The sequence below is a fragment of the Cryobacterium sp. 10I1 genome (genome assembly GCF_035019805.1).
GTDB classification, from domain to species: Bacteria; Actinomycetota; Actinomycetes; order Actinomycetales; family Microbacteriaceae; genus Cryobacterium; species Cryobacterium glucosi.
The window spans coordinates 1-11,096 of the sequence record NZ_JASJVF010000099.1 but is presented as its reverse complement, the minus strand read 5'-3'; the positions used below and the strand labels follow the sequence as shown (position 1 = coordinate 11,096).

General features: G+C 67.9%; 12 protein-coding genes. 7 read left to right on the top strand and 5 right to left on the bottom strand.

The window, feature by feature from the left end; all coding sequences use genetic code 11:
- Positions 1-374, bottom strand: a 374-nt coding sequence (locus QN345_RS10290; RefSeq protein WP_323508623.1) for a DNA glycosylase AlkZ-like family protein, incomplete at its 3' end; no start/stop codon positions are given.
- 59 nt (positions 375-433) lie between these two features.
- On the opposite strand from QN345_RS10290, the gene QN345_RS10285 reads away from it, so the two are divergent.
- Positions 434-1,777 carry an AI-2E family transporter gene (locus tag QN345_RS10285; RefSeq protein WP_134449484.1) on the top strand — a complete coding sequence of 448 codons (1,344 nt, stop codon included), beginning with the start codon at positions 434-436 and terminating at the stop codon, positions 1,775-1,777.
- On the top strand, positions 1,774-3,009 hold the full coding sequence (gene ilvA, locus QN345_RS10280) for a threonine ammonia-lyase (protein WP_134449485.1): 1,236 nt from the start codon (positions 1,774-1,776) through the stop codon (positions 3,007-3,009). The genes QN345_RS10285 and ilvA overlap by 4 nt, the downstream gene beginning before the upstream one ends.
- 37 nt (positions 3,010-3,046) lie before the next feature.
- Here the strand turns inward: ilvA and greA are convergent, their stop codons facing one another.
- Together greA and QN345_RS10270 are read right to left on the bottom strand one after the other, a co-directional pair.
- Positions 3,047-3,538: a transcription elongation factor GreA gene (gene greA / locus QN345_RS10275; RefSeq protein WP_134449486.1), complete on the bottom strand. Its 492-nt coding sequence runs from the start codon at positions 3,536-3,538 to the stop codon at positions 3,047-3,049.
- Positions 3,539-3,682: 144 nt separating this feature from the next.
- Complete coding sequence (locus tag QN345_RS10270) at positions 3,683-4,114, bottom strand: DUF4307 domain-containing protein (RefSeq protein ID WP_134449487.1); 432 nt, start codon at positions 4,112-4,114, stop codon at positions 3,683-3,685.
- A gap of 69 nt (positions 4,115-4,183) precedes the next feature.
- On the opposite strand from QN345_RS10270, the gene mca reads away from it, so the two are divergent.
- Complete coding sequence (mca, locus tag QN345_RS10265; RefSeq protein WP_322136209.1) at positions 4,184-5,047, top strand: mycothiol conjugate amidase Mca; 864 nt, start codon at positions 4,184-4,186, stop codon at positions 5,045-5,047.
- Positions 5,044-5,346 carry a hypothetical protein gene (locus tag QN345_RS10260; protein WP_322136208.1) on the top strand — a complete coding sequence of 101 codons (303 nt, stop codon included), beginning with the start codon at positions 5,044-5,046 and terminating at the stop codon, positions 5,344-5,346. The genes mca and QN345_RS10260 overlap by 4 nt, the downstream gene beginning before the upstream one ends.
- On the opposite strand, the gene trhA is transcribed toward QN345_RS10260, so the two are convergent.
- A complete protein-coding gene (gene trhA / locus QN345_RS10255) occupies positions 5,337-6,092 on the bottom strand; it encodes a PAQR family membrane homeostasis protein TrhA (RefSeq protein ID WP_134449489.1) in 756 nt (251 codons plus the stop codon). The genes QN345_RS10260 and trhA overlap by 10 nt on opposite strands.
- A gap of 68 nt (positions 6,093-6,160) precedes the next feature.
- Between trhA and QN345_RS10250 the strand changes: the two genes are divergently transcribed.
- The 3 genes from QN345_RS10250 to QN345_RS10240 all read left to right on the top strand — a co-directional run bounded on the left by QN345_RS10250 (position 6,161) and on the right by QN345_RS10240 (position 9,621).
- On the top strand, positions 6,161-6,946 hold the full coding sequence (locus QN345_RS10250) for an isoprenyl transferase (RefSeq protein ID WP_134449490.1): 786 nt from the start codon (positions 6,161-6,163) through the stop codon (positions 6,944-6,946).
- Between the two features lie 8 nt (positions 6,947-6,954).
- The gene (locus QN345_RS10245; protein ID WP_323508622.1) at positions 6,955-8,076 is read left to right on the top strand and encodes an aminotransferase class V-fold PLP-dependent enzyme; all 1,122 of its coding nucleotides are present in this window, start codon (positions 6,955-6,957) and stop codon (positions 8,074-8,076) included.
- 246 nt (positions 8,077-8,322) lie between these two features.
- Complete coding sequence (locus tag QN345_RS10240) at positions 8,323-9,621, top strand: PhoH family protein (protein ID WP_241984953.1); 1,299 nt, start codon at positions 8,323-8,325, stop codon at positions 9,619-9,621.
- 80 nt (positions 9,622-9,701) lie between these two features.
- On the opposite strand, the gene QN345_RS10235 is transcribed toward QN345_RS10240, so the two are convergent.
- A partial coding sequence (locus tag QN345_RS10235; RefSeq protein ID WP_323508621.1) for a class II fumarate hydratase occupies positions 9,702-11,096 on the bottom strand: 1,395 nt, incomplete at its 5' end.

Here is an 11,096-nt window from a genome sequence, read left to right as displayed (position 1 = left end):
CCTGGTCGCAGGGCAACCGGCCGATGCTCGACTGGCTGCTCGCGGAAATCGTCCATCCGCCAGGCGAACAGCGGCCAGCTCTCGAGGGGCACGAACGAGGCCTCGTGCGCCCAGTACTCGGTATAGCGGGCCTGCTTGCCGACAGCGAAGGTCAGCCGGTCGAGCTGCGCCTTGTCGTAGCCGCCGAGCCGACTGAAGGCCGGCAGGTAATGGCTGCGCTCGAAGACGTTGACCGAGTCGATCTGCAACAGGCCGAGCCGCGTCACCAGGGCGTCCAGCTGGCGGATGCCGGGGACGGCCGGGACGGGACGCCCGAATCCCTGGGCGGCCAGGGCCACGCGCCTGGCGAGTGCGGGGGAGAGGGACTGGACCATTCCTCGACCCTAGCGAGGACCGGGGACAGTGACTGCCTCCGATTGCCTAGACTGGTCCGATGACGGAATCCGCGGGTAGGCCGGGCTGGAGCGCACTCCTCACCGGGCGGCGCAGACGTGCCGCCCCGATCGGCCGGGAGCCCGGCAGCGGGCCAGGTACGGGAGCTCGCACCGCGGCCGGCGAACGGGCCGGAGCGGCAGCGATCGCCGTCGTCTCTGCTCCGCCGAACGGCGTCGATGAGAACGTCCCGGCGGGAATCCGGCTCGCCGGCGCGTGGTCGTGGCGGCTCCTCGCCGTCTTCGCCGTCATCGCCGTCTTCCTGTTCGTCGTCGTGCAGCTCCGGCTCATCGTCATCCCGCTGCTCATCGCCGTGCTGGTCTCCTCGATCGTGGCGCCCTTCGTCTCCTTTCTCGTGCGGCACCGCTGGCCCAAGGGCCTGGCCATCGCCGTCGCGGTGCTCACCACTCTCCTCGTCCCTGCCGCCCTGATCACGCTCGCGGCGACCCAGCTCGCCGGCGGCCTCTCCGGCCTCAGCGACCGGCTCGCCGGCTCCTACGGCGACCTCAAGGCGTTGCTGCTCGCGTCACCGCTGCACCTCACGGAACCGCAGATCAACGACTACCTGCAGCAGGCGCTTGCGGCGATCCAGGCCGACAGCCAGGTCTTCCTGAGCGGCGCACTCTCGCTCGGCACCTCGCTCGGCCACGGTCTCACCGGGCTGCTGCTCACGCTCTTCAGCCTGCTCTTCCTCCTGATCGACGGCCCCGGAATCTGGGCCTGGATCGTGCGGATCTTCCCGAGGCGGGCACGGGCGGCGATCGACGGCGCCGGGCAGGCCGGCTGGACCACCCTCGGCAATTTCGCGAAGGTGCAGATCCTCGTCGCCTCGATCGACGCCCTCGGCATCGGGCTCGGCGCGTTCCTGCTCGGCGTCCCGCTCGCCATCCCGATCGGTGTCCTGGTCTTCCTCGGTTCCTTCATCCCGATCGTGGGCGCCGTCGCGACCGGCGCCGTCGCCGTCGTGATCGCTCTGCTCTTCAACTCCTGGCCGATCGCGCTCGCCATGCTCGGGGTCGTGCTCCTGGTCCAGCAGGTCGAAGGGCACGTCCTCCAGCCACTCATCATGGGAACGGCGGTCAAGGTGCATCCGCTCGGCGTTGTGCTCGTCGTCGCTGCGGGTTCGTTGCTCGCCGGGATCCCGGGGGCGCTCTTCGCGGTTCCGGTCGCGGCCGTGCTCAATGTCATGATCAACTACATTCAGGGCGGCAGTTGGCGTGCCGACCTCCCTGACGTTCCGCGGGGTACCGGATCGCCGCTGTGGCGGACCGTCCCGCAACGACCCGGCTTCACCAGGACCAGAAGAAATCCGTCCAGCACGACCACTACCGAAGGCACCCCATGACCAACCTGTCCCTCGTCGGGCCGAGCCTCGCCGAGTTCGAAGCCGCCCGCGCCGTGGTCTCCCAGGTCGCCGCCGTGACCCCGATGGAAGGCTCCCGCTACCTGAGCGCGGTCCTCGGCGCCGAGGTGCACCTCAAGTGCGAGAACCTGCAACGCACCGGTTCGTACAAGATCCGTGGAGCGTACAACCGCCTCTCGAAGCTCACCGACGAGGAGAAGGAACACGGCGTCGTGGCGGCCTCGGCCGGGAACCACGCCCAGGGCGTTGCGTTCGCCGCCCGCGAGCTCGGCATCAAGGCCACGATCTTCATGCCCGTCGGCGTCGCCCTGCCCAAGCTCCAGGCCACCAGGGACTATGGCGCGCACGTCATCCTCCGGGGCAGCACGGTCGCCGAGCCGTTGCTTGCCGCCGCGGCGTACGCCGCGGAGACCGGTGCGATCCTGATCCCGCCGTTCGACCACGCGGACGTGATCGCCGGCCAGGGAACGCTGGGCCTCGAGATCCTCGACCAGGTTCCCGACCTGCACACCGTCGTCGTCCCGATCGGCGGCGGCGGACTCATCTCCGGCGTCGCGAGCGCGCTGAAGCAGAAGGCGCTCCTCGACGGTCGCACGATCCGGATCATCGGCGTGCAGGCCGCCAACGCCGCCGCCTACCCGCCATCCATCGAGGCGGGGAAGGCGATCGAGGTGCCGATCCTGCCGACGATCGCCGACGGCATCGCCGTAGCGAAGCCGGGGCTGCTCAACTTCGAGATCATCAGGGACGTGGTCGACGAGATCGTCACCGTCACAGAGGACGACACCGCCCGTGCGCTTCTCGTGCTCCTCGAACGCGCGAAGCTCGTCGTCGAACCGGCCGGCGCCGTCGCGGTCGCAGCCATCCTGGCCGGCAAGGTCACCCCGGATGGCCCCACCGTTGCGATCCTCAGCGGGGGCAATATCGACCCCCTGCTGATGCAGCGTGTCATCAGCCACGGCCTTGCGGCATCCGGTCGGTATCTCACCCTGCGCATCATGCTGCCGGACCGCCCCGGACAGCTCGCCCGCATCTCCGAGCTGCTCGCCGAAGCGCACGCCAATGTCGTCGAGGTCCTGCACACCCGGCACGGCGTCGGACTGCAGATCAGCGAGGTCGAACTCAACGTCAGCGTCGAGACCCGCGGCCCCGACCACCGCCAGCACGTCGTCGACGTACTCACCTCGGCCGGTTACGACCCCCAGATCGACTGAGGGTCGCGTCGCGGGACGACTGTGGCCGCGGATGCTGCTAGTCGCCGCCCCAGGTTTCGACGGCGAAGATCTCCACGGCGATTTCCTTGCCGTTCGGGGTGGTGTAGCTCGTCTTCGATCCGACCTTGAGGCCGAGGATCGCGGCGCCGAGCGGGCTCTGCTCGCTGTAGACGTTGAGGTCGCTGTCGCCGGCGATCTCGCGGCTGCCGATCAGGAAGCGCTCTTCGTCACCGGCGATGGTGGCGGTGATCACGGTTCCGGACTCGACAACGCCCTTGCTCTCGGGGGCGTGGCCGACCTCGGCGTTGCGGAGCAGCACGATGAGCGTGCGGATGCGCGCCTCCTGCTTGCCCTGTTCGTCCTTCGCCGCGTGGTACCCCGAGTTCTCCTTGAGGTCGCCCTCTTCACGCGCGGATTCGATCTTCTTCGCGATCTCGATCCGGCCGACGGTGCTCAGGGCCTCCAGCTCGGAGGCGAGGCGGTCGTACGCCTCCTGCGTCAGCCAGGTGACGGTGGTTTCAGTAGTCATGGGTGGGTCTCCTCCTCATGCTCGAGTCATGCGTGTGGTACCGGATGTGCGTGATCGTGCGGTGTTGTGTGCGTGATTCCGGGCGGATCGCAGCAGGAAAACAACGCTCGCCCCGGCGAAGAACGTCGGGGCGAATACGTCAGTCTAGGTCAGCCAGCACCGGTAAATCAATCCGGTGGTGGCGGGCTCGCTCGTCAGTAGCTGCTCCGTGAACGTACGTGAATACTGGTCACTCGGCGGCAGGTCGATCACCTTCCACCCTACGACCGCGAAGCTCTGGTTGAGCGCCTCGACCGCGCAACTCGCCGGTGACCCCACCGGAATCGAGGCCTCGAAGGTCACCGTCACGTTCCGGTCGTCCTGGACGACGTTGCGGATGTCCCTGGTTTCGAGCAGGGGCTGGGAGGCGCCGAGCCCAACCCAGACGACCCAGCCCACCAGCACGACGGCGAAGGCCCCGGCGGTGATCCACAGGGACCGACGGTCGCGCAGGCGCCGGTTCGGGGCGCGACCGTACCGGGAATCCAGGGTGCCCTCGCTGCGGGTACCGCTGTCGACGTTCCTGCTGCCGGTCACTCAGACTCCACACTCACGGTTCAACGATTAGTCTTGTCCCTAGGTTATCCGCCATTTCTGAGGAGTCCGATGACACTGCGCCTCCTGGCCGTTCACGCCCATCCCGACGACGAGTCGAGCAAGGGGGCTGCGAGCTATGCGTACTACCGGAGCCGCGGCGCCGAGGTCATGGTCGTGAGCTGCACGGGCGGAGAGGGCGGCAGCATCCTCAACGACGCCCTCGCCGACACGGCGATGGCCGAGCGAGACATGGCCGGCCTGCGCCGACGGGAGATGCGCCAGGCGCAGAAGGCCCTCGGCATCGAACACCGGTGGCTCGGCTACCAGGATTCCGGCATGAACGAAGACGGTTCGGTCCCGCCGAATTCCTTCTCGACCATCGACCTCGAGTTCTCCGCGGAACCGCTCGTGCGGATCATCCGCGAATTCCGCCCCCAGGTCCTGATCACGTACGACGAGAACGGCGGATACCCGCACCCGGACCACATCCGCTGCCACGAGGTCTCGATGGCCGCGTATCGCGCCGCCGCGGACCCCACCCGGTACCCGGGTGACGGGGAACCATGGCAGATCGACAAGCTCTACTACGATCGCATCTTCAACCTCGAACGCATCGATGCCCTCTTCCTGCTGCTGAGCGTCAAGGAACCGGAGTCCCCGCTGCTCGAGCCGCTCGGGGAGGCCCGCGACTGGATGAAGAACTACCCGGCCCTGGCGACGACCCACGTTCCGGTCGGCGACTTCCTGGACGCGAGGGACGCGGCGCTGCGGGCCCACGCGAGCCAGGTTTCCCCCACGAGCAGCTTCTTCTTCTGGCCGAACGACCTCATCCGTGAGGCGTGGCCGTACGAGGACTTCCAGCTCGTCGAATCGAAAGTTGAAACGGTCATGCCTGAATCAGATCTGTTCGCCGGTATCCGGGACGAGGCATGAGCGCCGTCCTGTTCCCGCACCTCGTCGACGCGGTGACGGGCTTCATGCTCGCCAACACGCCGCCGCCCGAATTCAACCCCGACACCGTCACGCCGGGGCCCGCCGGCTTCCTGGCGATCCTCTTCGTCGTGGTCGCCGTCGTGCTGCTCGGCTTCGATCTGGTCCGCCGCATCCGCCGCACGACGTATCGCGCGGAGATCGCCGAGCGCCTGCAGGCGGAACTCGCTGCCTGCGTCGAGGCGGAGACGCACCCGGGTGAGGCATCCACCCCGCGGGAGACCCAGCAGCCTCAGGGGTAGAGCGGATGCGTGGCGATGATCAGGATCGCCGCCCAGTGGCAGAGGAACGCGACAACGGTCAGGCTGTGGAAGATCTCGTGGAACCCGAAGACCCCGGGAAACGGGTTGGGCTTCTTGAGCGCGTAGATGACAGCGCCGACCGAGTAGCACAGGCCGCCGATCATGATGAGGGTCATCATCGCGGCGTTCGCCTGGAAGAAGTCGACGATGAACATCAGTGAGCCCCAGCCGAGAAGCAGGTACAACGGCACGTAGAGCCAGCGCGGTGCGGTGATCCAGAACACCCGGAAGGCGATGCCGAGAAGTGCGCCGCCCCAGACGAGGGAGAGCAGGAGCACGGACTTCGACGGCGGTAGCGCGAGCACCGTGATCGGCGTGTAGGAACCGGCGATCAGCAGGAAGATGTTGGCGTGGTCGATGCGCTTGAAGACGAGCTTCGTGCGCGGCTTCCAGTTGATGCGGTGGTACAGCGCCGAGTTACCGAACAGGAGCAGGGAGCTGATCACGAAGACGAGGCAGCTCCACTTCGCCGCGGGTCCCTCTGCGAGGGACAGAAGCACGATCCCCGCGACGATCGTGACCGGGAAGGTGCCCGCGTGGATCCAGCCGCGCCAGGTGGGCTTGAGATCCTCCGGCCGGGGCACCTCCGACTCGAGCAGCGGCAGCTGCGGGATGAACTCGTCGTCGGGCGCCTTCAGCGGCTGTCGTGCGGTTGCGTCGTCCCCGGTGCTGCTCTCTGCGGCCATGCAGCCAGAATACGACAGCGAACATGCCGGAAGAAGCACGGGCTGCCCGAGTGGGCTAGCGTAAATACGTGCAGAAGAGGCAGGTCCCCTTGGCGCGCGACATCCTCTACCGGTTGTACGAGCGCCGCCTTCGTCGCGGGCTGACGCCGGAGAACCTGCCACGCCACGTCGCGATGATCATCGACGGCAACCGCCGCTGGGCCCGGCAGCTCGGGCTCGAGTCCGCCGCACACGGCCACCGTGCCGGCGCGGCGAAGATGCGGGAGTTCCTGAGCTGGTGCGACGACCTCGGCATCTCGGTGGTCACGCTCTACCTACTCTCCTCGGACAACCTCACCAACCGCCCGAGCGAGGAACTCTCCGAGCTCACCAAGATCATCGCCAAGCTCGCCGAGGAGCTCTCGCGCCAGCGCAACTGGCGGGTCCAGCAGGTCGGCACGAAGAAGGGCCTGCCCGCGCCGCTCATCGCGGCGCTCTGCGACGCCGAGACCCGCACCGCGGGCAAGAAGGGCATGCACATCAATCTCGCGGTCGGCTACGGCGGACGCACCGAGATCACCGACGCCATGCGCAGCATCGTCGCCGCGCACCTCGAGAACGGGCACACCCTCGCGGACCTCGCTGAGACGCTTACTCCCGAGCTCATCGGCCAGCACCTCTACACCGGTGGCCAGCCCGACCCCGACCTCGTGATCCGCACCTCCGGTGAGCAGCGGATCAGCGACTTCATGCTCTGGCAGAGCGCCCACAGCGAGTTCTACTTCGTCGAGGCGCTCGGACCCGACCTCCGCCAGGTCGACTTCCTGCGCGCCCTGCGCGACTTCGCCAAACGCCAGCGCCGCTTCGGAAGCTAGGAGACCGGATGACCGAGATCGATGCCTATGCCGCGGGGTTCGTCGAGGAGTCCGGTTACCTCGACTACGGCCGCGTCGGACCGCTCTCGGCGACGGTGGTGGCCGAGAGCCTCGGCCAGACCGAGATCCTGTCCCGCGCCCGCTTCGGCAGCCTCGACCACCTCTTCCAGCAGGACGAGCGGATGCGCGAGGCCGTCTCCGCCGTGACCGGTTTCCGGGCCGACCAGGTCGTCTGCGAGCCGAACACGACGACCGGCATCATGCAGGCCATGTTCGGCCTGACCGGGGGCGTGCTGCTCTCGCCCGGCGATTTCCCCACCGTCCCCTTTGCTGCCGTGCGCGCGGCTGAGGCCCTGCGCGTCGTGACCCCGATCTGGCTGGGGACCGAGCACGGCAGGGTGACCCCCGGCGAGATCCGCGAGCAGCTCACTCCCGCGACGGTCGCCGTCGCGGTCTGCCTCGTCGACTCGCGGACCGGATTCCGGGTGGACCTCGACGGCATCCGCCAGGTGATCGGCGACCGTCTGTTGATCGTTGACGCGATCCAGGGCTTCGGTGTCACCGACGCAGCCTATGAGATGGCGGATGTCGTCGCATCCGGTGGCCAGAAATGGGTGCGCTCGGGCTGGGGCACCGGTTTCCTGGCGCTGAGCGACCGTGCGGTCGAACGACTCGTTCCGGTGTTCTCGGGCTTCGCGGGAACGGACGTTGCCGAGCCGTGGGACGAGGTGCTGCCGCCCAGCCACAGCGCCCGCGCATTCCGGGTCAGCAATGGAGACGCGATCGCGCAGGCGCGGTTCTCCGCGGCTCTCGAAGAGATTGCCGTGACGGGCATTCATAACATCGAGGCCGCGGTCGCGGACAACGTGTCGCAACTGATCGACCTCGCCGACGAGTACGCGGTACCCGTGGTGTCGCCGAGGGATGAACGCGAGCGGGCCGGGATCCTCGTGCTCGAGCCCCCTCCCGCCCAGCTCAACACGCTCACGATCGCCCTGCACAACCACGGGATCACCGCAACGACCCGCGACGGCCGGGTGCGGCTCAGCGCCCACGCCGTGCTCAGCGTCGAAACCGTGGACATGCTGCGCGGGGCATTCACGTCGTATGCGACGGCGGCCATTTACTGAGTCCCAGATGCCGCGCCCATTAACGTCTGGTGACAATGTGTGTGTCGCACTTCCGATATTCACCGAGTGTAAGTAGCGTCATCCCCATCAGGTACGGCGCCTGATCGAGACGGCCACATAAGTACGGCTCGAGAACCCCCGTGGCCAGCTCGCCAACACAATCCGCGCCTTTCGAGGCACGGGGTGGGAGTGGTTGTGACCGCTAATCAGACCGACTATCAGGGTTCGAACCAGACGGCTTCCGACATCAAGCAAACCGAGCGCACCTTCGTGCTGGACACCTCGGTCCTCCTGTCGGATCCCAAGGCGATCTTCCGGTTCGCCGAGCATGCCATCGTGCTGCCGGTCGTCGTGATCGCCGAACTCGAATCCAAGCGCAACGACCCGGAGATCGGGTACTTCGCCCGCCAGGCCCTCCGGCTCCTGGACGAATTGCGTGTCAAGCATGAACGCCTCGACTTCCCGATCCCGGTCGGAGAGGGTGGCAGCCTGCGTGTCGAGCTGAACCACTCCAACATGTCGGTGCTCCCCTCGGGCCTGCAACTCGGCGACAACGATTCGAGGATCCTCGCGGTCGCGATGAACCTCGCCAACGACGGTCTCGCCGTCACGGTCGTCTCCAAGGACCTGCCATTGCGGGTCAAGGCGGCATCGATCGGCCTGCTCGCGGATGAGTACCGACACGAGCTCGCGGTCGATTCCGGCTGGACGGGGATGGACGAGATCACTCTCGGGTCGAACCAGATCAGCGAACTCTACGACAACGAGGTGCTCAACACCCGTCTGGTGCAGGACATGCCGATCAACACCGGCCTCGTGGTCCATTCTGACCGCGGCTCGGCGCTCGGCCGGGTCACCGGCAAGGGCGAAATGCGGCTCGTGCGCGGCGACCGGGACCTGTTCGGCCTCAAGGGCCGGTCGGCGGAGCAGCGCCTGGCGATCGACCTGCTGCTCGACCCTGAGATCGGGATCCTCTCCCTGGGAGGGCGAGCGGGGACGGGGAAGTCGGCGCTCGCGCTCTGTGCGGGACTCGAAGCCGTCCTGGAACGCCAGCAGCATCGCAAGATTATGGTGTTCCGCCCGCTCTACGCGGTCGGCGGCCAGGAACTCGGCTATCTGCCCGGTGACGCGAGCGAGAAGATGAGCCCGTGGGCCCAGGCGGTCTTCGACACCCTCGGCGCGCTCGTGTCCGAGAACGTGCTCGAAGAGGTCCTCGAGCGGGGGATCCTCGAGGTCCTGCCGCTCACCCACATCCGGGGCCGTTCGCTGCACGACGCGTTCGTGATCGTCGATGAGGCGCAGTCCCTCGAGCGCAACGTGCTGCTCACGGTGCTCAGTCGCATCGGGCAGAACTCGCGGGTGGTCCTCACCCACGACGTCGCCCAGCGGGACAATCTCCGGGTCGGCCGCTTCGACGGCGTCGCATCCGTGATCGAGACGCTCAAGGGGCATCCGCTGTTCGCCCACATGACGCTCACCCGCTCGGAGCGCAGCGCGATCGCCGCGCTCGTCACCGAGATGCTCGAGGGCAACGACCCGAACTGACCCCGCGATCCGGCGAAGGTGCCCTTTCCGGTCGAGAGTGACCCGCGGAAAGGGCGCCCTCGACCGGAAAGGTACCGGGGCTAGGCGGTGCGCGCGGGGGGACGCGTCATGCTGAGCAGGTCCAGGGCCGTGTCGAGCTGGGCCAGGGTGACTTCGCCGCGTTCCACGAAACCGAGGTCGATGACGGCCTGGCGCACCGGGACGCCGTGCGCGACCGCGTGCTTGGCGACCTTCGCCGCGGCCTCGTAGCCGATCACCCGGTTGAGCGGCGTCACGATGGCGGGGGAGGAGCCGGCCAGGGCCTTCGCCCGGTCGAGGTTGGCCTCGAGCCCGTCGATGGTCTTGTCGGCGAGCACCCGCGTCGCGTTCGAGAGCAGGCGGATCGACTCGAGCAGCGCGGTGCCCATCACGGGGATGGCCACGTTGAGCTCGAAGGAGCCAGACGCGCCCGACCATGCCACGGTCGCGTCGTTCCCGATCACGCGGGAGCAGACCATCAGCACGGCCTCGGGGATGACCGGGTTGACCTTGCCGGGCATGATCGAGGAGCCGGGCTGAAGATCGGGGATCTGCAGCTCGCCGAAGCCGGTGTTGGGGCCGGAGCCCATCCAGCGCAGGTCGTTGCAGATCTTGGTGAGGCTGACCGCGATGGTGCGCAGGGCACCGGATGCGTCGACGAGGCCGTCGCGGTTGGCCTGCGCTTCGAAGTGGTCGCGCGCTTCCGTCACGGGAAGCTCGGTCTCGGCGACCAGGAGCTCGATCACGAGCTGGGGGAAGCCGGCGGGGGTGTTGATGCCGGTGCCCACTGCAGTGCCGCCCAGGGGCACCTCGGCGACGCGGGGGAGGGCGCTGCGGATGCGCTCGATGCCGAGCCGCATCTGGCGGGCGTAGCCGCCGAACTCCTGGCCGAGGGTGACCGGGGTCGCGTCCATCAGGTGGGTACGGCCGGCCTTGACGGCATCGGCCCAGAGCACCGACTTGGCCTCGAGGGCGACGGCGAGGTGGTCGAGCCCGGGGATGAGGTCGTCGATGAGCGCGCTCGTGACGGCGAGGTGCACCGACGTGGGGAAGACGTCGTTCGAGGACTGCGAGGCGTTGACGTGGTCGTTCGGGTGCACCGGGCGGCCGAGGGTGCGGGTGGCGAGGGTCGCGAGCACCTCGTTCATGTTCATGTTCGAGGAGGTGCCGCTGCCGGTCTGGTAGACGTCGATCGGGAACTGGTCGTCGTAGAGACCGGTGATGACCTCGTCTGCTGCTCCGGCGATCGCCTCGGCGATGTCGCCGTCGAGCACCCCGAGCTGCGCGTTCGCGAGGGCGGCGGATTTCTTGATGCGGGCGAGGGCCGAGATCTGCGCGGGTTCGAGGACGGAGCCGGAGATCGGGAAGTTCTCAACGGCCCGCTGGGTCTGGGCGCCGTAGAGGGCGTCGACGGGAACCTGCACCTCGCCCATCGTGTCGTGTTCGATTCGGTAGCC